The organism is Mesorhizobium sp. M7A.F.Ca.CA.001.08.2.1, assembly GCF_003998455.1.
Lineage (GTDB): Bacteria > Pseudomonadota > Alphaproteobacteria > Rhizobiales > Rhizobiaceae > Mesorhizobium > Mesorhizobium ciceri.
In genome coordinates this window covers 1-22925 of sequence record NZ_RZPW01000019.1, presented here as the reverse complement: position 1 = coordinate 22925, position 22925 = coordinate 1, and the positions used below count along the sequence as shown (strand labels likewise).

22 protein-coding genes and 1 pseudogene are annotated in these 22925 nt (G+C 63.6%); 11 read left to right on the top strand and 12 right to left on the bottom strand.

Annotated elements, in window-relative coordinates; genetic code table 11:
* The 3 genes from EN914_RS02590 to EN914_RS02580 all read right to left on the bottom strand — a co-directional run.
* Positions 1-1945: indolepyruvate ferredoxin oxidoreductase family protein (locus EN914_RS02590; protein WP_127388992.1), on the bottom strand; the 1945-nt coding region annotated here is incomplete at its 3' end.
* A 220-nt stretch (positions 1946-2165) separates the two neighbouring features.
* Positions 2166-2702 carry a hypothetical protein gene (locus EN914_RS02585; RefSeq protein ID WP_013528209.1) on the bottom strand — a complete coding sequence of 179 codons (537 nt, stop codon included), beginning with the start codon at positions 2700-2702 and terminating at the stop codon, positions 2166-2168.
* Positions 2695-3306 (bottom strand): CGNR zinc finger domain-containing protein, encoded by a 612-nt coding sequence (locus EN914_RS02580; protein WP_024501911.1) that lies wholly within the window; start codon positions 3304-3306, stop codon positions 2695-2697. The genes EN914_RS02585 and EN914_RS02580 overlap by 8 nt, the downstream gene beginning before the upstream one ends.
* Before the next feature lie 148 nt (positions 3307-3454).
* Here EN914_RS02580 and EN914_RS02575 point away from each other — a divergent pair, with 148 nt between their 5' ends.
* The 4 genes from EN914_RS02575 to EN914_RS02560 all read left to right on the top strand — a co-directional run bounded on the left by EN914_RS02575 (position 3455) and on the right by EN914_RS02560 (position 7961).
* On the top strand, positions 3455-4360 hold the full coding sequence (locus EN914_RS02575; protein WP_024501912.1) for a branched-chain amino acid ABC transporter permease: 906 nt from the start codon (positions 3455-3457) through the stop codon (positions 4358-4360).
* A gap of 188 nt (positions 4361-4548) precedes the next feature.
* Positions 4549-5133, top strand: coding sequence for a TRAP transporter small permease subunit (locus tag EN914_RS02570; RefSeq protein WP_013528212.1), 585 nt, complete (start codon positions 4549-4551; stop codon positions 5131-5133).
* The gene (locus EN914_RS02565; protein ID WP_196815380.1) at positions 5130-6914 is read left to right on the top strand and encodes a TRAP transporter large permease subunit; all 1785 of its coding nucleotides are present in this window, start codon (positions 5130-5132) and stop codon (positions 6912-6914) included. Before EN914_RS02570 ends, EN914_RS02565 begins: the two co-directional genes overlap by 4 nt.
* Positions 6915-6932: 18 nt before the next feature.
* Positions 6933-7961 carry a zinc-dependent alcohol dehydrogenase family protein gene (locus tag EN914_RS02560; protein WP_024501914.1) on the top strand — a complete coding sequence of 343 codons (1029 nt, stop codon included), beginning with the start codon at positions 6933-6935 and terminating at the stop codon, positions 7959-7961.
* Positions 7962-8046: 85 nt separating this feature from the next.
* On the opposite strand, the gene EN914_RS02555 is transcribed toward EN914_RS02560, so the two are convergent.
* Positions 8047-9156: a TRAP transporter substrate-binding protein gene (locus EN914_RS02555; RefSeq protein ID WP_013528215.1), complete on the bottom strand. Its 1110-nt coding sequence runs from the start codon at positions 9154-9156 to the stop codon at positions 8047-8049.
* A gap of 263 nt (positions 9157-9419) precedes the next feature.
* Here EN914_RS02555 and EN914_RS02550 point away from each other — a divergent pair, with 263 nt between their 5' ends.
* Positions 9420-10193, top strand: a complete 774-nt coding sequence (locus EN914_RS02550; RefSeq protein ID WP_024501915.1) for a gamma-glutamyl-gamma-aminobutyrate hydrolase family protein — start codon at positions 9420-9422, stop codon at positions 10191-10193.
* Here EN914_RS02550 and EN914_RS02545 read toward each other — a convergent pair whose 3' ends face one another.
* The 5 genes from EN914_RS02545 to EN914_RS02525 all read right to left on the bottom strand — a co-directional run bounded on the left by EN914_RS02545 (position 10194) and on the right by EN914_RS02525 (position 14251).
* Positions 10194-10598: a hypothetical protein gene (locus EN914_RS02545; protein ID WP_024501916.1), complete on the bottom strand. Its 405-nt coding sequence runs from the start codon at positions 10596-10598 to the stop codon at positions 10194-10196. It lies immediately after the preceding gene.
* 82 nt (positions 10599-10680) lie between these two features.
* Positions 10681-11664 carry a 2-hydroxyacid dehydrogenase gene (locus EN914_RS02540; protein ID WP_024501917.1) on the bottom strand — a complete coding sequence of 328 codons (984 nt, stop codon included), beginning with the start codon at positions 11662-11664 and terminating at the stop codon, positions 10681-10683.
* Positions 11661-12683 (bottom strand): LacI family DNA-binding transcriptional regulator, encoded by a 1023-nt coding sequence (locus EN914_RS02535; RefSeq protein WP_081714208.1) that lies wholly within the window; start codon positions 12681-12683, stop codon positions 11661-11663. The genes EN914_RS02540 and EN914_RS02535 overlap by 4 nt, the downstream gene beginning before the upstream one ends.
* A gap of 77 nt (positions 12684-12760) precedes the next feature.
* A complete protein-coding gene (locus tag EN914_RS02530; protein ID WP_032898728.1) occupies positions 12761-13645 on the bottom strand; it encodes a DMT family transporter in 885 nt (294 codons plus the stop codon).
* 198 nt (positions 13646-13843) lie between these two features.
* Complete coding sequence (locus tag EN914_RS02525; RefSeq protein ID WP_024501919.1) at positions 13844-14251, bottom strand: DUF2000 family protein; 408 nt, start codon at positions 14249-14251, stop codon at positions 13844-13846.
* A 49-nt stretch (positions 14252-14300) separates the two neighbouring features.
* Between EN914_RS02525 and EN914_RS02520 the strand changes: the two genes are divergently transcribed.
* Positions 14301-15170: an AraC family transcriptional regulator gene (locus EN914_RS02520; protein WP_024501920.1), complete on the top strand. Its 870-nt coding sequence runs from the start codon at positions 14301-14303 to the stop codon at positions 15168-15170.
* A gap of 24 nt (positions 15171-15194) precedes the next feature.
* On the opposite strand, the gene EN914_RS02515 is transcribed toward EN914_RS02520, so the two are convergent.
* Both EN914_RS02515 and EN914_RS02510 read right to left on the bottom strand, forming a co-directional pair.
* Complete coding sequence (locus EN914_RS02515) at positions 15195-15665, bottom strand: MarR family winged helix-turn-helix transcriptional regulator (protein WP_013528223.1); 471 nt, start codon at positions 15663-15665, stop codon at positions 15195-15197.
* Positions 15666-15881: 216 nt separating this feature from the next.
* Entirely contained in the window at positions 15882-16628 is a 747-nt protein-coding gene (locus EN914_RS02510) for an intradiol ring-cleavage dioxygenase (RefSeq protein ID WP_024501921.1), read from the bottom strand.
* A 199-nt stretch (positions 16629-16827) separates the two neighbouring features.
* On the opposite strand from EN914_RS02510, the gene EN914_RS02505 reads away from it, so the two are divergent.
* Together EN914_RS02505 and EN914_RS02500 are read left to right on the top strand one after the other, a co-directional pair.
* On the top strand, positions 16828-17880 hold the full coding sequence (locus tag EN914_RS02505; RefSeq protein WP_024501922.1) for a GTP-binding protein: 1053 nt from the start codon (positions 16828-16830) through the stop codon (positions 17878-17880).
* 253 nt (positions 17881-18133) lie between these two features.
* On the top strand, positions 18134-19108 hold the full coding sequence (locus EN914_RS02500; protein ID WP_024501923.1) for a WD40 repeat domain-containing protein: 975 nt from the start codon (positions 18134-18136) through the stop codon (positions 19106-19108).
* A 6-nt stretch (positions 19109-19114) separates the two neighbouring features.
* Here the strand turns inward: EN914_RS02500 and EN914_RS02495 are convergent, their stop codons facing one another.
* The gene (locus tag EN914_RS02495; protein WP_024501924.1) at positions 19115-19567 is read right to left on the bottom strand and encodes a hypothetical protein; all 453 of its coding nucleotides are present in this window, start codon (positions 19565-19567) and stop codon (positions 19115-19117) included.
* A gap of 155 nt (positions 19568-19722) precedes the next feature.
* Between EN914_RS02495 and EN914_RS02490 the strand changes: the two genes are divergently transcribed.
* The 3 genes and pseudogenes from EN914_RS02490 to EN914_RS02480 form a co-directional block, all read left to right on the top strand.
* Positions 19723-21102 (top strand): aspartate aminotransferase family protein, encoded by a 1380-nt coding sequence (locus tag EN914_RS02490; protein ID WP_024501925.1) that lies wholly within the window; start codon positions 19723-19725, stop codon positions 21100-21102.
* 32 nt (positions 21103-21134) lie between these two features.
* Complete coding sequence (locus EN914_RS02485; RefSeq protein WP_024501926.1) at positions 21135-22520, top strand: glutamine synthetase; 1386 nt, start codon at positions 21135-21137, stop codon at positions 22518-22520.
* Positions 22521-22600: 80 nt separating this feature from the next.
* Positions 22601-22925 (top strand): annotated as a pseudogene (locus EN914_RS02480) (radical SAM protein); the annotation flags it as partial.

The following is a 22925-nucleotide window of genomic DNA, read 5'->3' as shown; positions in this document are numbered from 1 at the left end:
GGATCGAGACGCAGTTCGACTGTACGCCGCAATCGCCGCAGCCTTCGCAGACCAGTTCGTTGATGAAGACGCGCTTGTCGGGATCGGGGAATGTGCCGCGCTTGCGGCGGCGGCGTTTTTCGGCGGCGCAGGTCTGGTCGTAGAGCAAGACCGAAACGCCCTTGACGTCGCGCAGCTCGCGCTGGACGAGATCGAGGTCGTCGCGGTGATGGATAGTGGCGCCGGCCGGGAATTCGGCTTTGCCCGCATATTTGTCCGGCTCATCCGTGACGATGGCAATGCGGTCGACACCCTCGGCCCGCACCTGCCTGGCAATCATATCGACGGTCAGGCCGCCTTCGTGCGGCTGGCCGCCGGTCATGGCGACCGCGTCGTTGTAGAGGATCTTGTAGGTGATGTTGGCATCGCTCGACAGCGCGAAGCGGATCGCCAGCGTACCGGAATGGTTGTAGGTGCCGTCGCCAAGATTCTGGAAGATGTGCTCGCGCTTGGAGAACGGCGCCTGGCCGACCCATTGCGCGCCCTCGCCGCCCATGGCCGTGAAGCCGACTGTGTTGCGGTCCATCCACAGCGCCATGAAGTGGCAGCCGATGCCGGCCGCGGCGATCGAGCCGTCCGGCACCTTGGTGGACGAATTGTGCGGGCAACCGGAACAGAAGAACGGCGTGCGCGAGCCGATGTCGGTGGCCTCGGTGAGCATTGCCTGGAACTGGCGCAGTTTTGCCACCCGCGCCGAAATCTCTTCGGACGGGCCGATGGTCCTGACGATCCTCTCGCCAAGCGCGATGGCGATCTCGTTGGGATCGAGCGCGCCTTTGGCCGGAAACAGCCAGTCGCCGCGCTCGTCCTTCTTGCCGATAATGACCGGTTGGGTGGCAGTGCCATAAAGGCTTTCGCGCAACTGTACCTCGATCAGCGAGCGCTTCTCCTCGACGACGACGATGGTGTCGAGGCCGCGGGCGAAACCGGCGATGTGATGCAGGTCGAGCGGCCAGGGGCAGCCGACCTTGAACAGCCTCACCCCGATGCGGTTGGCGGCCGCTTCGTCGATGCCGATATCCTCCAGCGCCTGGCGAACGTCGAGATAGCTCTTGCCGAGCGTGATGATGCCGATCTTCGGGTTGCGGCCCCCCGAATAGACGATGCGGTTCAGCCCATTGGCAAGGATGAAGGCGGAGGCCGCGGCGCGCTTGTGTTCATGCAGCCGCTCTTCCTGGCCGAGCATGTCGATCTCGTGGCGGATGTTGAGACCGCCAGGCGGCATGTCGAACTCCGGCACGACGATGTTCAGCCGCTCGAGCGCGGCATCGACCGAGGCGGTCGATTCGATGTTGTCCTTGACGCATTTGATCGCCGCCCACGTGCCGGCAAAGCGCGACATGGCGAAGCCGTAGAGCCCGTAGTCGATGATCTCCTGGACACCGGCCGGGTTGAGGATCGGCACCATCGTGTCGACGAACAGGAATTCGGTGGCGTGCGCGTTGGTCGAGGATTCGGCCATATGGTCGTCGCCCATCAGCGCAAGCACGCCGCCATGCTTCGACGATCCGGCGAGGTTGGCGTGGCGGAACACATCGCCTGAGCGGTCGACGCCCGGTCCCTTGCCGTACCAAACCGAAAAGACGCCGTCATGGGTGCCCTCGCCCAGCAGCTCCGTCTGCTGCGCTCCCCAGCAAGCGGTGGCGGCAAGCTCCTCGTTGAGGCCCGGCTGGAAGACGATGTCAGCCTGGGCGAGCTGTTTTTTCGCCTTCCACAGCTGCATGTCGAGGCCGCCGAGCGGCGAACCGCGATAGCCGGAGACGAAGCCGGCCGTGTTCAAGCCGGCGCGACGGTCGCGCTCGCGCTGCATCAAGAGCATGCGAATGACCGCCTGCGCGCCGGACAGGAAGATGCGCTCCTTTGCGAGATCGAACTTGTCGTCGAGCGCGACGTCGTGCAGCGTCATCAGGCATTTCCTCTGCGGAGGCCACGCGGGGGCAGGCAGCCAACGTCGGGATCGGATGACGCATCCTTTCTCCCCTTGCAAGGCAGGTCAAACAAAATCGCAGATGCCAGGCAACGCGCAACGAACAGTCCGCGGCCATCCTGAATCGGGTATGAAACCGATCCGCGGACATTGCCCAGCGCATGAACATTACAGCTGCGGCGCGGGCGGCCGCGACGCGTCAGCCGCCTTTCGAGCAATCTGGCTTCGGCTCGCCCGGCAGCTTGCCGTCGGGATGGCCGACGAGATCGGGATTGGCGGTGTAGAGCTGGTCGATGACCAGCGGCCGGTCGGGCAGGATCGACTGGTCTTCCGTCGACATCAGCGTGGTGTCGATCTTCTGCAGGACCGCGCCGTCGGCGCCCTTGATGCTGATGGCAATCGCATAGGGCTTGTTCTTGACGACGCAGGTCAGTGCCGGGCTCTCCAGCGTCACCTTGTCGAGCTTCGGCCAGACCTTCTGCTCGACCACCAGAGGTGCGCCGCCGGCGGGATCCTGGAAGCTGGCGACCGCCACCTGGCCCTCTCCCATCGGCTTCAGCGGCCGCAGGGTCACCACATAAGTCGCCCTGGCGAGGCGGTAGTTGAAAACGAATATCTTGCCGGAAATCTCGAACAGCTTGCCTTCGGCGTCGCCGGTATCGCGGCAGGCGCCGAGCGCAACGGCCACGATGAGCGCCGCGCCAACAAGGATCGAACGGGAAAGGCCGCTACGCATTCTTGACCTCATTTTCCGCCATGCGACGACGGCGATAGTGACGGCTTGCCTTCTGACGGTTGCCGCACACTGCCATGTCGCACCACAGGCGGCTGGAATTGCGGCTTCTGTCGACGAACAGCCAGGTGCAGTTGGGACAGATCCTGAGCCTTGCGACGGTATCGTCGCGCAGAAGCGATAGCGCCGAAACCGCCAGCGCCGCCTCGAAGGCGATCGGCGTCAGGGGATCACCGAACGGCCTTCCCGGCGCACCGATCTCGGTCCGGCTGCCGGCCAGACCCTCGGCGCAGGCGCTCAGGAATCCGGGCAGATCAGCGGTGGCGACCGCACCCTTCGATACCGCTCCACGAAACAGCCGGTCCGTCGCCTCGCGGATCGACAGCACGACGGGTGCGATCGCCACCGGCGAGGCTACCGCCAGCGGCCTTTCGCCAAGCTCGGCGGCGCGAAAGCGGCTCGCCGCGTCGGCGAAGCGGGCAATCTCGGCCGGATCTTCGAAGCGGTCGAACGTCCGCCCCGGATCGCCGCGCAGCACGACGGTGTTCGCCGTGTCGAGCGCAAGCAGGCCGCCGGTGAAGCGGTGCGGGGTCCATGATACCGTCATGGCGAAAATCTAACCGATAAATCATATTTGACAAGTTAGATTCAGCGATGCAACCTCACTCCGGGATGCGGCGGTCTCCGCAGCCTTTTGAGCATGCTGTTGGCCAGGACCGCTTCGCACTTTTGGGCGGCATGCTTCGAGGTTTTGCATGCTCTATTTCTTCCAGCAGGTGCTGAACGGGCTGCATTCGGGCGCGCTGTATGCGTTGCTCGCCTTTGGCTATGTGCTGACCAACGGCATCCTGCACCGCACCAATCTCGCCTATGGCGCGTTGTTCGCCTTTTGCGGCCAGACCATGATCCTGACCGCGGCCTTCGGCTATCAGGTGCTGTGGCTGACGCTGCTGGCGGCGGTGGCGCTCGGCGTCGTCGCTGCATTCCTCTATGCCGCGCTGATCAGCCACGTGCTGTCGCGCAGTGTCTTCGAACCGTTGGCCGACCGCACGCCCAATGCAATCGTGGTGACGACTCTCGGCATCCTGCTGCTGCTGTCCGAAGCGAGCCGCATCGCCGCCGACACGCATGATCTGTGGCTGCCGCCGATGCTGGCGGAGCCCATCGTTTTCGCGCAGGGCGCGACCTTCAAGGCAACGCTGACGCTCATCCAGCTTATCGACTGCGCCGTGGTGGTGGCGGCAATCGCGCTGGCAAGCTGGGCATTTGCCCGATCGAGCTTCGGACGGCGCTGGCGCGCCGTCTCCGACGACCCCAAGGCTGCCGCGATGTGCGGCGTCGACGTACGCGCGGTGTTCCGGCACGCGGTGCTGTTCGGCGGCTTCTGCGCCGCGCTGGCCGGTGTCATGGCCGGGCTCTATTACGGCAATGTCAGCTTCGGCTCGGGCCTCGTCTACGGACTGAAGATCCTGTTCGTGACGGCGGTCGGCGGCTATCTCTCACCACCGCGCGCGGCGCTCGGCGCGGCGGCCTTCGGCATGGCCGAATCGCTGTGGGCCGGCTATTTCCCGGTCGAGTGGCGCGACGCGTGGATGTACCTGTTCCTGGTCACGACGCTGATCCTGATCGGCGCCGGCCGCGACACCGGCAAAATCGCCTGAAAACGTCAGACTTTGGTTGCATGACGCGAGGGCAGATCGCCGGTATTGGGCACTGTCTGCGATGCGATGATATTCGCTGCCTCTATCCTTGTTGACCCGTCAGTCCACGCGCGGCATACCGTTGGACCACGTGGCGTGACGGACAAAAAGGGGGAAGCCGGCACGCCTCCGGTACAAGGGAGGAATGCATGGCAGGGCTTCTCGCTCTATCCAGGACTATTGATCGCGCCAACGAGTTCATCGGCAAATGGATATCGTGGCTGATCCTGCTGGCGATCCTGGTGAGCGCCGCCAACGCCATTATCCGCAAGGTGTTCGACATATCGTCGAACGCTTGGCTCGAGCTGCAATGGTATCTGTTCGGCGCCGCCTTCATGCTGGCCGCCGCCTATACGCTGAAGCAGAACGAACATATCCGCATCGACGTCGTCTACGGCCTGTTTCCACGCCGCGTGCAGCACTGGATCGACCTTTTCGGGCATGTCTTTTTTCTGATGCCGTTCGTGACGCTGATGGTGATCTATTTCGTTCCTTATGTGTCGCTGTCGTTTCGCAGCGGCGAGATGTCCAACAATTCCGGCGGCCTGATCATCTGGCCCGCCAAGGCCATCCTGCTCGTCGGGTTTTTCCTGCTGGCGCTGCAGGGCATCTCCGAGATCATCAAGAAGATCGCCATCATGCGCGGAGACATGGACGACCCCAATCCCTTCATATCGGTGCATGAGCAGGCCGAACTCGAAGCCAAGGCGCTGGCCGACGAGGTGCGTTCGTGATGGAGTTCATCGCGCAGAACATGGCGCCGATCATGTTCGCTTCGCTGATCATCTTCCTGCTGATCGGCTACCCCGTCGCTTTTTCCTTGGCCGCCAACGGCTTGATGTTCTTCTTCATCGGCGTGCTGCTGTCTCCCTATTCCGGAGGATCGATCAACCTCGCCTGGCCGCTCCTGCACGCATTGCCGGATAATTTCTACGGCAGCCGGGTGATGTCGAACGACACGCTGCTGGCCATCCCGTTCTTCACCTTCATGGGCATCGTGCTCGAGCGATCGGGCATGGCCGAAGACCTGCTCGACACGATCGGCCAACTGTTCGGGCCAATCCGCGGCGGCCTCGCCTATGCGGTGATCTTCGTCGGCGCGCTTTTGGCGGCGACCACCGGCGTGGTGGCGGCTTCCGTCATCGCCATGGGCCTGATCTCGCTGCCGATCATGCTGCGCTATGGCTATGACCGCCGGCTCGCATCCGGTGTCATTGCCGCCTCCGGCACGCTTGCCCAGATCATCCCGCCGTCGCTGGTGCTGATCGTGCTTGCCGACCAGCTCGGCCGCTCGGTCGGCGATATGTACGCGGGCGCGTTGATCCCGGGCCTCGTGCTTACCGGCCTCTATATGTCCTATATCCTGATCATGTCGATCATCCGGCCGAACTCGATGCCGGCGCTGCCGCTCGAGGCCCGTACACTTGGCCATGGCGTGATGTCGCTGCTGGTGGCTTTGCTGGTCACATCGGCGGTTTCCTACGCGGCGTATCGTTACCTGGCGCCGGCGCATGGCGACAATGCCGACATTCTTGGCGCGACTGCCGGGGTGCTGTTCATCTACATCGTCGCCATTGCCGACAAGCGCCTGAACTTCAACATGATGTCCAGGCTCGCGCAGCAGGTGATCATCGTGCTGATCCCGCCACTGGCGCTGATCTTCCTGGTGCTGGGCACCATCTTCCTGGGCATCGCCACGCCGACCGAAGGCGGCGCCATGGGCTCGGTCGGCGCCTTGTTCATGGCGGCGGCCAAGGGGCGCTTGTCGCTTGACGTCGTCAAGCAGGCACTGGCCTCGACGACAAGGCTGTCGTCCTTCGTGCTGTTCATCCTGATCGGCGCACGGGTGTTCTCGCTGACCTTCTACGGCGTCAACGGCCACATCTGGGTCGAGCACCTTTTGACGTCGCTGCCGGGCGGCGAGGTCGGCTTCCTGATCGGCGTCAACATGCTCGTCTTCTTCCTCGCCTTCTTCCTCGACTTCTTCGAACTGGCGTTCATCATCGTACCGCTGCTGGCGCCCGCCGCCGACAAGCTCGGCATCGACCTGATCTGGTTCGGCGTGCTCCTGGGCGTCAACATGCAGACCAGCTTCATGCACCCGCCCTTCGGCTTCGCGCTGTTCTACCTGCGTTCGGTGGCCGCGCGCGTGCCCTATCTCGATCGTCTCACCGGCAAACAAATCGCGCCGGTGACCACCGGGCAGATCTATTGGGGCGCGGTGCCCTTTGTCTGCATCCAGGTGATCATGATCGGGCTGACCATCGCCTTCCCGCAAATGGTGATGCACTACAAGGGAACGACCGTCGATCCGGGCACCATCGACTACAAGGTACCGGAGGTGCCCGGCCTGTCGCCGCTGGGCACGCCGCCGGCGGATGGAGCGGCGCCCACTGGTGGCGGCACGGCGCCGGCCGCTCCTGACCTTTCGCAACCGCCCAGTTTCGGCGATCCGACACCGGCAAAGCCGGCAGTGCCGCAGCCCGACCTGTCGCAACCGCCAAGCTTCAACTGAACCGGCATGGTCAAGACCATGAAAGCGGTGCGGCTGGAAGCAGTGGGCGACATCACGCTGCGCGACGTCGACATGCCTGACATCGGTTCGGATGAGCTACTGGTGCGCATCGAAGCCTGCGGCGTCTGCGGCACGGACCGGCATCTGTTTCACGGTGAATTTCCTTGCACGCCACCGGTGACGCCCGGCCATGAGTTTTCCGGCATCGTCGAGGCGATCGGAAAATCGGTCTCGGGTTTTGCCATCGGCGATCGTGTTACCGGCGACCCCAACATAGCCTGTGGGCGCTGCGCGCACTGTCACGCGGGACAAGTCAATCTCTGCAGCAATCTGTGCGCGATCGGCATTCATCGCGACGGCGGCTTTGCCGACTATCTTGCCTTGCCGCAGAAACAGGCTTTCGTCCTGCCTGTAGGCCTGAACCCCCTGCACGGTGCCTTCTGCGAGCCGCTCGGCTGTTGCCTGCATGGCGTCGACCTGGCCGGTATCAAACCGGGCAGCTCGGTGGTCGTGCTTGGCGGCGGCGTGATCGGCCTGCTCACCGTGCAGCTGGCAAGACTGGCGGGAGCCACGACCATCATCCTGTCGACCAGGCAGGCTTCGCGGCGCGCCCTCGCCGAGGACCTCGGCGCGACAGCGACGATCGATCCGACAGCCACCAATGTCATCGATGCGATCGCCGGACCGGCTGGTCTGGCGCCAGGTGGCGTCGACGTCGTCTTCGAATGCGCCGGCGTGCGAGAGACCGTCGAGCAGTCCATGCGCCTGGCCCGAGCCGGCGGCACGGTCGTCATTGTCGGCGTGACGCCGCAAGGCATGAAAGCGGAATTCGAGCCGTTCGACCTGTTGTTCCGGGAACTGAAGGTGCTCGGTTCCTTCCTCAATCCCTACACCCATCGCCGCGCCGCCGAACTCATCGCTTCCGGTGCGGTCGAGATCGACAGGCTGATCTCCAGGCAGGTGTCGCTTGAAGAAGCGCCAGCGGTGATCGCCAATCCGCCGGCGCCCGGCGAGGTCAAGGTTCTGGTGGTGCCGCGCCGCGGCTGAACCGCCGGCTTCGCCTCCCGGCATATACAGAAAAGCTCCCTGAGCGGGGTCCGCCCAGAGAGCTTTTGAGCAGAAGTCCGGCCGGCTACAGCTTGCCGTTGCGCTGCTGGACCATCATGAAGGTGTCGTAATTGTATTCGGCCACCTGTGCCCAGAGATAATGCTCCTTGCGGAAGCCCTTGATCGATTCCCAGATCTTCTTGAACGGGGCGTTGGAAGCTTCCATTTCGGTATAGACCTCGTTGGCCTTTTCGAAGCAGGCGGCCATGATCTCCTGGCTGAACGGGCGCAGTTTCGCGCCGCCGGCCACCAGCCGCTTCACCGCCGCAGGGTTCAGATAATCGTATTTCTGCAGCATGTTGGCGTCGGCCGCCTGCGCGGCAGTGTGCAGCAGCGACTTGTACGTTGGCGAAAGCTCTTCGTACTTCGCCTTGTTGAACATCAGGTGGACGGTCGGGCCGCCCTCCCACCAGCCGGGATAGTAATAATAGGGCGCCACCTTGTAGAAGCCGAGCTTCTCGTCGTCATAGGGACCGACCCATTCGGCCGCGTCGATGGTGCCTTTTTCCAACGCCGGATAGATGTCGCCACCGGCGATCTGCTGCGGCACGACGCCGAGTTTCTGCACCACCTTGCCGGCAAAACCGCCGATTCGCATCTTGAGGCCGGAAAGGTCGGCCACCGTGTTGATTTCCTTTCGGAACCAGCCACCCATCTGCACGCCGGTGTTGCCGCCCGGCAGGCCGAAAAGGCCCTGCGTGGCGAGAAACTCGTTGAACAGGTCGATGCCGCCGCCATGGTAATGCCAGGCATTCATGCCGCGTGCGTTGAGCGAAAAGGGAACCGCCGCACCGAGCGCCCATGTCGGGTCCTTGCCCCAGTAATAATATGCCACCGTATGGCAGGCCTCGACCGTGCCGGCGGTGGTGGCGTCGGCGGCCTGCAGGCCAGGCACCAGCTCACCGGCAGCAAAAACCTGGATCTGGAAATTGCCGTCGGTGGCTTCCGACAGCATCTTCGAGAACACCTCGGCGCCGCCATAGATGGTGTCGAGCGACTTCGGGAAGGACGACGCCAGCCGCCATGTCACCTTGGGATTGGACTGGGCGATTGCAGGCGCCGCCAGCGTGGCCGCCGCCGCCGCGGCACCGACGCCGGTGACACCGGCCTTGCGAATGAATGAACGACGATCCATGAAGTTCCTCCCTTTTGGATCAACAGGCCGACGTCAGAAAATCCTCGGTTTCCGTGTCGGTTCGTTCGAGACAATACACAGGCAAGAAGTCGAGTCCAGCAGGCCGGCCCGATTTGACGGCGAAGCCCGGCTGCACTGCAACTATAGTCTAACAGGCCGTTTCGTGGCCCATGCGACACGCCGAAACTTGGCATGGAAAAATAACGTGGGATCGCCTATTTTGAAGGCAGGTATCCCTTGCCCCGATGGAACACAGAGCCCAAATGCATCAGCCGCTCGTCGCCATATCGACCGACGTCCGCCAGTTCGACAACTACACCTGGCACGCCGCCCCACAACAATATCTGGAAGCGGCGATCACCGGCGCCGGCGTGTTCCCGGTGCTGGTGCCATCGTTCGGCGACCGGCTCGATTTCGACGAACTCCTGTTGTCGGTCGACGGCGTCATGGTCACCGGCTCGAAATCCAATGTGCATCCCTCGCTCTATGGCGGCGACGCCAGTGAAGCCAATGGCCCCTATGATCCGGCGCGCGACGCCACGACGCTGCCGCTGATCCGCCGGGCGATCGAACGCGGCGTGCCGCTGCTCGCCATCTGCCGCGGCATCCAGGAACTGAACGTGGCGTTGGGCGGCACGCTCGGCACCGAGATCCAGGAGCGCGAGGGCTCGCTCGATCACCGCGCGCCGGTGAGCGACAAGCAGGACGAACGCTTCGCCATCCACCAGACCATTTCGATCAAACCTGACAGTTGCCTGGCCGGTGTGTTCGGTGCCGGCGACATCAAGGTCAATTCGTTGCACCGCCAGGCGATCGACCGGCTCGGTTCGAAGCTGCAGGTCGAGGCCGTCGCCACCGACGGTACGGTCGAGGCGGTTTCGGTGCGGGACGCCCGCGCCTTCGCCGTCGGCGTGCAATGGCACCCGGAATACTGGGTCAAGTCGGACAGCAATTCGGTGAAAATATTCCGTGCCTTCGGCGATGCGGTTCGGCTGCACGCCGCAGCGAAGGCGGGCGCGCGGGCCGCAGCGGAATAATTAGTCGCCGGATTTTTTATCACGGGTGGCCGCCAGCGACAGCAGCGGCAGCGCCGGGGCATAGGATTCGTAGCCGTCGCCATCGGCAGCCGCGAAGGTGACGATTGGATCGGTGCCATTGGCGCTGAAGGCAACGGTGCCATCGTTTTGCTCGCGCCAGAACTTCGCCTGTTCTATGCCCGGCAAGAGCCGACGGCATTTGGGAGCAACGGTGAGCAACGACAAACCGTCCGAAATTTCGGCTCCGCGGCTGACTGCACAGACCGCCTCATCGCCATTGGCGACCAGCCTGTAGCTGTTGGACGGGGCGGCCTCGTTGGCTACGCTTTCCCGGCTGCCGCCATGAAACAGCTGAATGCCACCAAACAGCGCTGCGGCAGCGATCAATGCGGAAAGTGCTTTCATCATTCTTCATCCACGTACACGGACAGGTTGAACAATGATTCCAAAGGGTTAAGCTGACGTTAATAAATGTGGCAGCCACCGATCAGTTTCTAGCCTTCACATGCGCCGTCTCAGGCACCGGCGTCAGCGGCCGGCGCTCGGTGAACCAGGACACCAGATTGTCGACGCACAGATCCGCCATGGCGCGGCGTGTATGGTCCGAGGCCGAGCCGACATGCGGCAGCAGCGAGGCGTTGGGCGCGTCGAGCAGCGCCTTGGGCACGTTCGGTTCGTCGGCAAAGACGTCGAGGCCGGCAGCGGCGATGGTGCCGTTGGCAAGGGCTGCCGCAAGCGCTGCCTCATCGACCGTGCTGCCACGGCCGATGTTGACGAAGACGCCGTTGGCGCCAAGCGCCGACAGTATCTCGGCATTGACCGCCTTCTCCGTCGAGGCGCCCCCCGGCGCGACCGAAATCAACGTATCCACGGCTTCGGCAAGCCCTTTCAGGGTCGCATGATAGTGGTAGGAAAGACCTTCGACACGGCGCCGGTTGTGGTAGGCGACCGGCAAGCCAAAGGCTTCCAGACGCCGGGCAATAGCCTGCCCGATGCGGCCCATGCCGAAAATACCCACACTGCGCCCGCGCAAGGTCAGCCGGCTCAGCGGATAGTTGCCCTTGCGCACCCAGCTGCCGTCGCGCAGCCAGGTCTCGGCGCGCGGCAGGTCGCGGATGGTGTTGATCAACAGCCCGATCGCGGTGTCGGCGACCTCCTCGGTCAACACGTCGGGCGTGTTGGTGACCATGATGTTTTTCGCCGCCGCATGACCGACATCGACCGAATCATAGCCGACGCCGAAGGAAGCGATGAGTTCGAGGTTGGGCAATGCATCCATCATCGCCGCGTTGATGCCGGCGAACGAAGCGATGCCGCGCACATCACTGCGCATCTCGTCGGTGACGAGCGCCGGATCGGCGCGTTCAATTCTGACACGCCTGAACGTGCGGTTGATGCGGTCGACCGCGTGGTCGTTGAAATCGCCCGGCACCAGGATGGCGACGGTCTGCAACTGTTCGGCCTTGGTCATGCACGCTCCACCGGCTTGCCGGTCGACTGACGCACATGCAGTTCCGGCTTGATCAATTCCTGCGAGGGTCGCACCGTCTGCCCGTTGAGCTTGTCGAGCAGCGCGCTGGCGGCGCGGCGGCCAACCTCGCGCTGGCCGTTCCAGACTGTGGTCAGCGCCGGCGTCGCGATCGCCGCCTCTTCGAGGTCGTCATAGCCGGTGACCGAGATGTCGACGCCCGGCACCAGGCCGGCGCGGGCAATGCCGTTCATCAGGCCGATGGCGACGAGGTCGTTCCAGCAGCAGGCTGCCGTCGGCCTGTCCTTCAGCGCCAGGAACTGTCCGGCGGCCTCGAAGCCGGCCTGCTTGGTGCGCGGCCCGGCGATGCGCCAGGACGGCCTGACTTCCAGCCCGGCCGCCTCCATCGCGTTGATATAGCCTTGGTAGCGGTCACGGCCGGTCGAGGTCTGGTCGGTGCCGCCGATCATGGCGATGCGCTTGTGGCCGAGCGAGATCAGGTGGTTGGTGGCGAGGCCTGTTCCATAAGAGTCGTCGCCGCGAAAGACCGGCACGTCGGCACCCTCGACGGTGCGCGCGATCAGCACAGCCGGCAGGCCGTTCTCCTCGGCCATCACGATGTCGGAAGCCGGCGTGCCTATCGCCGGCGACATGATGACGCCGTCGGCGCCGAGTTGCAAAAGCGTATCGATGAAAGTGCGCTGCTTTTCGAGCTGATCATAGTGGTTGGACAGGATGAAGGTTTGCCGGCTGCGGTCGAGCTCGCTTTCGATCGAGCGCAGGATCTCGGCGAAGAACGGGTTCATGATGTCGTGCACGACGACGCCGACAATGCCGGAACGCGAGGTGCGCAGGCTGGCGGCGCGTCGGTTGTAGATATAGCCGATGGCGCGGGCATGTTCCTTGATGCGGTCACGGGTGGTCCCGGCAACAAGAGGGCTGTCGCGCAGCGCCAGCGAGACCGTGGCCGTGGACACGCCGAGCGCATCCGCGATCGTCGAAAGCTTGATTTTTTGTGCCAGCGACGTGTGCTCCCCGGACCTGACTTTCCAGACCTAAACTGTTTAAAGGCGGCGTTATGCCACCGATCGGGGGCAAATCAAAGTTTTTTTGCCAACGCCTCGGCCTCGACGTCCGAGGCCGCGCGGCTCCGCAGCCGAAGCCTATGCTCGCGATGGACGATGTAGAGGCCGCTGGCGACGATGATGGCGGCGCCGACCAGCGTCCAGCGGTCGGGAAACTGCTTGAAGACGATCCATCCGGAAATGATCATCCACACCATCTGCGAATAGGGATAGGGCGCCAAAGCCGTGGTCGTCGCCAGCCGGTAGGCCTGGACGAGCAGCCAGTGACCGACGCCGCCGAACACGCCGAGCATCAGCAGCACGAACCAGTGCCAGCCGTCATGCGGCAAGGAAAACGAAAACGGCAGCAGGGGCAACAGCAGCAGCGCCGGCGCCAGCGCCGAAAACAGGATGAGGCTCTCCGATGTCTCGGTCGCCGACATGCGGCGCGTCATGATGACGTAGAAGCAGTTCGACAGCATCGAGCCGAGCGCGAAGAGATGTCCGATGCCGAACACGCCGACGCCCGGTCGGGTGATGATGAGGACGCCGGCAAAGGCCGCCAGGATGGCCAGCCAGCGCCGCCAGCCCGCCCACTCGCCAAGCAGCGGACCGGCCAGCGCCGTGATCACCATCGGCCCAAAGAAATAGATCGAGGTTGTCCCGGCCAGTTGCAGGGATTTGAGCGCCAGGACATTGAATATGGTCGATCCGAACAGGAAAGCCCCGCGCAGGATATGCGCAGGCAGGTTGACCGGGCGAAACCGCATGGGTTGGCGCCAGCCGCGCAACAGGGTGCCGACCAGGATGACATGCACGGCAAAGCGCACCCAGGCAACGACCAGCACGGAAATGCCGGCGAGGACGAGGTATTTGCTTGATGTGTCGAGGAAGGTGAAGCAGACGTAAGTGGAAAGCATGCACAGGATCGCCACCGGGGGCGTCGCGCTTTCTACATGTCTTTGGGGAGCACTCACTTGCAGGCCGGGTGGGAACTGGGCTGGACCCACCTTTGCGGGAATTGCCGGCTCCCGGCAAGCCAATTGTCGGCTGTCGCCACGCCAAAGCCGGCTGGCACAACAAGTGTCGGCGGCAGGCTTAGTCGATGCCTTTGAAAGCTACGGGTGCATACGGGCGCCCTTGGTGATCTTATCGACCAGCTTCTTGTCGGCGCGAAGCGCGATCCCGACCACCTTGGCGTCTTCAGGCGCAAATTCGGCGAAGACGGCCCGGTTGGCCGCGTCAAAGCCGGTCGAAAACATCTCCTCGACATAGAGCGAGGTGGTCACGCCGCGCTCCAATGTGCGCCGGTGGATCGTGCCCAGCGTGGCCTGGTCGGCGGACAAAACGATGACCGGCTGGATCGACAGCGGGTTATAGAGATTGCCGGCGCGGTCGCGATAGGGTTCGCCGATGATGTCGCGAAACTGGGCGACAATGCCGCTGGTCAGGAAGGCGGTGACGTTGAGTTTCTGCCAGACCGGCAGATCCTCCCTGAGCACGATTGCAAATTTCGTATCGAACATGAGACATTGGCCATTCGGTTTGTGCCCCAATGCGAGGCTTACGGAGACGATGTCGCACGATCTAGACAGCCAGGCCTTCGAGGGTCTTGGACGTTTGTGCATCGATGCGGCGGAAAACCGTATTATCTCCGCCCCCGATCCCGCAGGCATGGAGCGGATCGAGGCACGCTTCCATGGCAGCGCGTTCGACCTGCATCGCCACGACACCTATGCGATCGGGGTAACGCTGCACGGTGTGCAGACGTTTCGCTATCTTGGTGCTGCGCGTCACAGCCTTCCAGGCCAGATCATCGTGCTACACCCCGACGAACTGCATGACGGCGGCGCCGGCACCGAGGACGGCCTGCGCTACCGAATGCTCTATTTGGAGCCGTCGCTGATGCTCGACTGCCTCGGCGGCGTTTCGCTGCCTTTTGTGAGGGATGGCGTGGTGACGGACGCGGCCTTTTGCGCAACGCTGCTTTCGGCTCTGGGGCCGCTGGAGCAGGAACTCGACGACCTGTTCGTCGACGACTTCCTGGTCCAACTGATGCAAAGCCTGACCCGGCATGGCGGCCAGCCGGCAAAGCCGATGACCCGGACGGCGTGGCGGGCGGCTGCACTGGCGCGCGACTATCTCACGGAAAACCTGACCCGGCCGGTGCGCTCCGGCGAACTGGAAGCGATAACCGGGCTCGACCGCTATGCCTTGTCACGGCATTTCCGCGCGGCGTTTTCGACCAGTCCGCATCGCTTCCTGGTGATGCGCCGGCTTCAGCGTGCGCGGCGGATGATCGCCGCCGGCGAACCGTTGGCGCAGATCGCGGTCGAAGCCGGCTTCAGCGACCAGAGCCATTTCATCAGGCAGTTCAAGAAGGCGTTCGGCATGACACCGGGACGCTGGTCGTCGCTGATCCAGGGCTCTGCCGCGGCGGCTTGATCGCCTGCCGCGACAATCCGCCGGTCAGTCGTCCGACTCGGCGTCGTCGTCGATGAGCACCAATTCCTCGTTCGAGAGGTTGGCCTCGATGCGGGCAAGCAGTTTGAACAGCGACTTCTGGTCCTTCTTGTCGAGGCCCTTCAGCGCCTGCTTTTCGGTCTTCTTCACCGATTTCTCGATGGCGTGGATGATGTCGCGGCCTGTATCGGTGAGGAAGATGTGGGCCTGGCGGGCATCGGCTTCAGAAGCGCGCTTCTCCAGGAAACCCTGGGCCTGCAGCCGGTTGATGGTCTTGGTGATCGTCGGCGGGCGCACGCCGAGACGTCCGGCAAGATTGCCCGGCGTCTGGCCGTCCTCACGGTCGAGCGCCAGCATGATCTGGTCCTGGCCGGCATAGAACCCGTGCGCCAGAAGCCGGGCAGCCAGCGCCGTCCTTGCCAGCCTTGCCGCGGAATGCAGCCGGCTCATTGTCGCAGTCTTGTCCGCCTTGGCCATGGTCTTCCCTCTTCGGCCGTACCGGTGCGGGCAGCATAGAGGCAGCCGGCCGGTTGGCAATCGACGATCAAAAAGATTCCGGTGCTTCAAACAGCTTTGCCGGCAAGCATTGTGGTGTCCGCCGTGGCTAATGCCAGATGTTTATTTCAGTTAGATGACAAACGAATTCCCAGCCGGAGTTTTCGTCGCGAGTGGTGGTGGTGGAGTGACCGCCGCTCAGCCGGGCTTCACCGCCACGATCATCAGCGCCTGATAGGCATCGTTCAACTCGCGCAGCGCAGCCTGCGATTGCGGTCCTGCCCGCCTGGCGATGCCGTCATCGGCGTTTGAAGTGTCGCGCTTGCCGGGCCGGTCATTGTAGGGCGCGACAGAGGTGAATATCTGCTCGCTGAGGCTGTCGGGGAAGAACAACTGGCCGGTCATCACCGACCTGTCGTCAGGGAAGACCTTGAAATGGATATGGGTGGTGCGGCCGCGATACCAGCCGGGATAGATCGTGGCGAAGGAAACGATGCCGCTTGCATCGGTTTTCTGCCAACCACGCAGGAAGGTCTGGCCCGACGTGTCGACGTCGCGGCCGTCACCCTGTCCGGGATAGCCGGAATAGGCGCCCTGCGCGTCGCAATGCCAGATATCGACGCGGGCGCCGGCAAGTGGGCGGCAGTCCACGTCGACAACCTGCAGCCGGACGTCAAGGGCAATACCTTTCTTGCCTTCGGTGACATCGGCACGTTCGAGTTTCGGGTCGAAATAGAACGGTCCCTCGGTCACTTCAGGCGTAATGGTGCAGACACCGGCGCCGTTTTCGAACAAGGCCAGTCCGGCATAGGGTGAAGCCTGGGCAGCCGAAGATTGAGCGGCCATTGCCGAGGCCGGCAGGAAGGCACCACCTCCGGCGGTGACCGCGATCAACCCGAGCGCCTGGCGCCGGCTCAATGAGAAGGAGGATGGCTTGCCGGACATATCTTGCCTCTCAAATTGATCTTCCGCATCCCGAGCTAGGCAATCACAGCGGCTTTCGCCAGTCAAAATCCGGTATTGTAGCAAGCCGGTTTGGCCCATCGGTTTGCCCCGTGCAAAAGCCCGGCACACATCCTATATGGAACCGACAATCCCTTTTGAGGGCCGGATCTTTCGCGGCCCAGCACTTTCGAGGCAAGCCATGAGCGACGCACAGACGCAAATCCCCGTAACCGTTCTCACCGGCTATCTCGGCGCCGGCAAGACGACGCTGCTCAACCGCATCCTGTCGGAAAACCACGGCAAGCGCTACGCCGTCATCGTCAACGAGTTCGGTGAAATCGGCATCGACAACGATCTGATCGTGGAATCCGACGAGGAAATCTACGAGATGAACAATGGTTGTGTCTGCTGCACGGTGCGCGGCGACCTGATCCGTGTCGTCGAGGGCCTGATGCGCCGCCCCGGCCGCTTCGACGCCATCGTCGTCGAGACCACCGGGCTCGCCGATCCGGTGCCGGTGGCGCAGACCTTCTTCATGGACGACGATGTGCGCTCCAAGACCAGGCTTGACGCGGTGGTGGCGCTGGTCGACGCCAAGCACCTGCCGTTGCGGCTCAAGGATTCCAGGGAAGCCGAGGACCAGATCGCCTTCGCCGACGTCGTCGTGCTCAACAAGACCGACCTCGTCACGTCAGAAGAACTCGCCAAGGTCGAGGCAACGATCCGCGCCATCAATCCGGCGGCAAAGATCCATCGTACCACCCGCGCCGGCGTCGACCTGACCGAAGTACTCGACCGCGGCGCTTTCGATCTGTCCCGAGCACTGGAAAACGATCCGCACTTCCTCGAGGCGCATGACGATCGCGATCATCATGACCACGACGGCCACGATCACCACCACCATGATCATGACGGGCACGACCACCATCATGCGCATGCTTCGGACATTCATGACGTGACGGTACAGTCGGTATCGCTGCGCGGCGGCGAGATGGACCCGAAGAAATTCTTCCCCTGGATCGAGAAGATCACCCAGATGGAAGGCCCCAACATCCTGCGGCTGAAAGGCATCATCGCGCTCAAGGGCGACGACGAGCGCTATGTCATCCAGGGCGTGCACATGATCATCGAAGGCGACCACCAGCGCGCCTGGAAAGTCGGCGAAAAGCACGAGAGCCGGCTGGTGTTCATCGGCAGGGAACTCGACGCCGAGCGGCTGAAGAAGAGTTTTGACGCCTGCCAGGCGGCTTGATTTCCAAGCCTTATGACGCTAGCGCTGCCCCTTCTGTCCTTCTCCCCTTGTGGGAGAGGGTGGCCGTGCGAAGCTCGGTCGGATGAGGGGTGCTCCAGCTGGGCACCGACGGCGATCCGTCCAACACCCCTCAACCGTCTCGGCGCTGCGCGCCGATCCACCTTCTCCCACAAGGGGAGAAGGTTGGCGCCACACCTGGCCGCGCTGGCGACTTCCCGGGGATGGCAACAAACTTCATTGGAATGGTTCCCTGATGCCCACAGTCGCCCCCCTAGACCTCGAAGGCCATTGCATCGCCGCCGTCTTTCTCGGCGACGTGCCGCATTTCGCGATGGCCGACGGCGCCATCCATCGGCTCGACCATGGCCACAAGACGGTTCAGGCCAATGACGGGCTGCTCGCCGCCTTCCATGATGCGGCCAATGACCGGATGATCACCGGCGGCGAGGACGGCAAGGTGTTTGCCGTGAAAACGGGCGGCGAGGCCACGGAATTGGCAAGCGCGGCCAGGAAGTGGATCACCAGCGTTGCCGCCGGGCCGCAAGGCGCCATCGCCTATGCCTCAGGCAAGACTGCCTTCGTGCGCTTCGCCGACGGCAAGACCAGGGAATTCGTCCATCCGCGTTCGGTGGAGGGGCTGGCCTTCTCGCCCAAGGGCATGCGCTTCGGCGTCGCCCGCTACAATGGCGCGACGCTGCATTTCCCGGCCGCCGAGGGCAAGCCGGTGGAACTCGAATGGGCCGGCGCCCATACCGGCATCACCTTCTCGCCGGATGGCGCCTTCCTCGTCACCACCATGCAAGAAAACGCATTGCACGGCTGGAAGCTCGCCGACGGCAAGCACATGCGCATGACCGGCTATCCCGGCAAGGTCAAAAGCCTGTCGTGGAGCGTGAAGGGCAAGTGGCTTGCGAGTTCCGGCGCGCCGGCGGCGATCGTCTGGCCGTTTTCCGGCAAGGACGGGCCGATGGGCAAGGCACCGCTGGAACTCGGCACGCGCGGCAACGCCGTGGTGACGGCTGTCGCCTGTCACCCGAGCCAGGATGTCGTCGCCGTCGGCTATGATGACGGCATGGTGATGGCGGTGCGTTTTGCCGACGCCAAGGAAGTGCTGTTGCGGCGGCCGGGCAAGGGCGCCATCACCTCGATGATGTGGGACAAGGAAGAACGCCGCGTCGCCTTCGGCAGCGCGGCAGGCGACTGCGGCGTCATCGACATCACGGCCTGACCCCGCTCACTCCGCTCCGCACGACACTTTGCCGCTGATTTCGACCGGTTTGCCGTCCTGGTCCGTATCCGCCGCGGCGTCGTAGATGGAGAGCGTATAGCTCCCGTCGTAGACGCCTTCGTCGCTGGTCCTGGTCAGGATCGTCAGTTCGACCGAGTTGATCTTTTGCGCGGCCTCGTGCTCACGATAGATGTTCAGCCGCAATTCCTTGCCGTCGAGCCAGTACTGCGTCAGGTTGGAATCCTCAAACACGGTCTTGCGCAGGCTGTCGCTGGCAGGCCGGCTCAGAATTTCGAGGTTGCCGCGAAAATTGAAGGTCGGCCCGCCCATGCCTCTGGTGACGCCGGCCTCGACCTCGAATGTCGCCGCCGCGTCGTCGGTGGAGCACCAGATGCCGCCCGAGGCGAAGGCCGCGCTCGCCGACGACAGGTGCATCGCCACACAGATGACCGTCCTCATTACCCCTCCCCCCTCAATTCCCGCTCATATTGGCGCCGACTTCGGCAGCACGGTCAAGCGCCGCCGCCAAAGGCTGAGCCAACGCAGGACAGATGCGCGGCCAATTGCGGATGCAGACACGGATTGGCTAAGAGGAATCGACCAGAGGGGTTTTCATGCACAGCGATATGTCCAAGACGTCCATCGGCGGCATCGGCCGCGACCGCATTGCCGATCTGCGCGAGACCGAGGGGGCAGCCTTCCGCAAGGCGCGGCCGCAATCTCAGGCGAAGGTCGGCAACGGCCTGCCCGGCTTCTTCGGCGGCGTGCCGATGCACTGGATGAACGACTGGCCGACGCCGTTCCCGATCCTGGTCGACAGCGCCAAGGGCGCCACGATCACCGACATCGACGGAAACAAGCTCGACGATTTCTGCCTTGGCGACACCGGCTCGATGTTCGGCCATTCGCCGCCGCCGGTGGCGCGCGCCATCCGCCGCCAGGCCGGACGTGGCCTGACCTATATGCTGCCTTCGGAAGATGCGCTGGCCATCGGGCCGCTGCTGCAGCAGCGCTTCGGCCTGCCGTTCTGGCAGATCGCGACGACGGCAACCGACGCAAACCGTTTTGCATTGCGCGTCGCCCGCGCCGTCACCGGCCGGGAGAAGATCCTTGTCTTCAACGGCTGCTACCATGGCTCGGTCGACGAGACGATGGTGCGGCTGATCGACGGCAAGCCCGTCAACCGGCCGGGATTGGCGGGCGAGTTCCGCGACCTGACCCGTACGGCCAAGGTCATCGAGTTCAACGATATCTCAGCACTCGAAGCCGCGCTTGGGGATAAGGACGTCGCCTGCGTCATCGCCGAACCGGTGCTGACCAACTCCTGCATGGTGCTGGCCGATCCGGGCTACCATGACGCCCTGCGCAAACTGACACGCGCAGCCGGCACACTGCTTCTGATCGACGAGACGCACACGATCTCGACCGGCCCCGGCGGCTACACGAGGAAATATGGTCTCGACCCGGACTTCTTCGTCCTGGGCAAGCCGATCGCCGGCGGCGTGCCGGCCAGTGTCTGGGGCATGAGCGACGACGTCGCCTCGCGCTACGCGGACTACAACAGGACCAAGGAGCCGGGCTATTCCGGCATGGGCACGACGCTCTCGGCCAACCCGCTGCAGTTCGCAGCGATGCGCGCCGCGCTTGAAGAGGTAATGACGCCGGAAAATTATGACCGCATGGATCACCTGGCGCGGCGGCTCGATGCCGGGTTGACCGGCGTGATCGATCGCTATCGCCTGCCCTGGCATGTTTCCCGTGTCGGCGCCCGCGTCGAGTTCATCTGCGCGCCCGGTCCGCTGCGCAATGGCGCCGAGGCGGAAGTGGCGCATGCGCCGGAACTGGAGGCCGCGATCCATGTCGCGCTGGTCAATCGCGGCGTGCTGATCGCACCCTTCCACAACATGATGCTGATCTCGCCGGCGACCACTGCGACCCAGGTCAACCGGCTGATCACCGCCTTCGGCGCGGTTGCGGCAAAGCTTGGGGCATGAGACAAGCGGCGATGGACCATCCCAATGCCACAATGACCTCACCTTCGGGCTCGACATCCGCCGAGGCGCAAGCCTTTCTCGACGCCCATCCCGAGATCGAAGCCTTCGATATCGTGCTGACCGACGCCAATGGCGTCGGCCGCGGCAAGATCGTGCGCCGGCATGAGCTGAAGAGCATCTTCGAGGGCGGCCGCCATATGCCGATCTCGATCCTGGGCCTCGACATTACCGGCGAGGATGTGCACGAGACCGGGTTGATCTGGACGACCGGCGACGGCGATCTCAGGGCATGGCCGATCCCCGGCACGCTGGTGCCGCTCTACGGCACGAGCCCGCCACGTGGCCAGCTGCTGATGGCGATGTACATGCTCGACGGCCGGCCGATGTCGTCGGATCCGCGGCTGGCGTTGGCTCGGCAAGTCGACATCCTGGCGGCCAAGGGCCTCTATCCGGCCGGAGCCTTCGAACTTGAATTCTTCCTGCTGGCCAATGAGCGCGACGCCGACGGCAAGGTGCAGCCGGCGCGCGCCGTGCTCGACGGCCGCGTCTCGGGCAAGACGGAAGTCTATTCCGTCGATCATCTGCACGGCATGGAGCCACTGTTCTCCGACATCTATGCCGCGGCCAAGGCACAAGGCATTCCGGCCGAGACCGTGATTTCCGAATATGCGCCCGGCCAGTACGAATTGACGCTGAACTATCGCAAGGATGTGATGCGGGCGGCCGACGACCTGGTCATGCTGAAGCGGCTGGTGCGGGCGCAGGCGCGCCGCTACGGCGTCACCGCCTGTTTCATGGCCAAGCCGATCGAGAAATACGCCGGTTCGGGCATGCATTTCCACGTCTCGCTGCAGGACAAGGCCGGCCGAAACGTCTTTGCCGAAGCCGGCGGCGAGAACTGGTCGCTGCCGTTGCTGCAGGGGCTCGGCGGTCTGATCCAGACCATGGCGGAATCGATGCTGGTGTTTGCGCCGCACGCCAATTCCTGGCGGCGCTTCGTCTCGCAATCCTATGCGCCGGTGGCGCCGACATGGGGCGTCAACAACCGATCGGTGGCGCTGCGTGTGCCGGCCGGCGACGCCAAGAACCGGCGCATCGAGCACCGGCCGTCGGGCGTCGACGCCAACCCCTATCTGATCGCCGCAACCGTGCTCGCCGGCATCATCAAGGGCATGGATGAAGGGCTCGATCCGGGGCCCGAAACGACCGGCAACGGCTATGAGGCAGCGGTCACGCGCACAACCATGCCTGTCGACTGGCGCGCCGCGATCGAATCGGCCCGGGCGTCCAGCTTCCTGAAGAACGCGCTCGGCGAGGACCTGCACCGGACCTTCGTGGCGATCAAACAGTCCGAATACCTGCGCGTGGCACGCACGGTCAGCGAACTGGATTACCACCTCTATCTGCACGAAGTCTGAGGGCCGGGCGGGCGATCACTTTTTCGCCGTTTCCATCAAATGAGGTGGCATAAGGGCGGATAAGAACATATCATGAACGGATGAGCGCACTCACCGTCCGTGAAAAACTGGCTGTCCTCTCCGATGCCGCCAAATACGATGCGTCCTGCGCCTCGTCGGGTGCGGCGAAAAAGGACTCGCTGGAATCAGGCGGCATCGGCTCCACCGAGGGCATGGGCATCTGCCATTCCTACGCGCCGGACGGCCGCTGCATTTCGCTGCTGAAAATCCTGCTGACCAATTTCTGCATCTATGATTGCAGCTACTGCATCAACCGTTCGTCTTCCAACGTGCGGCGAGCCCGCTTTGGCATCGACGAGGTGGTGAAGCTGACCATGGATTTCTACCGGCGCAACTACATAGAAG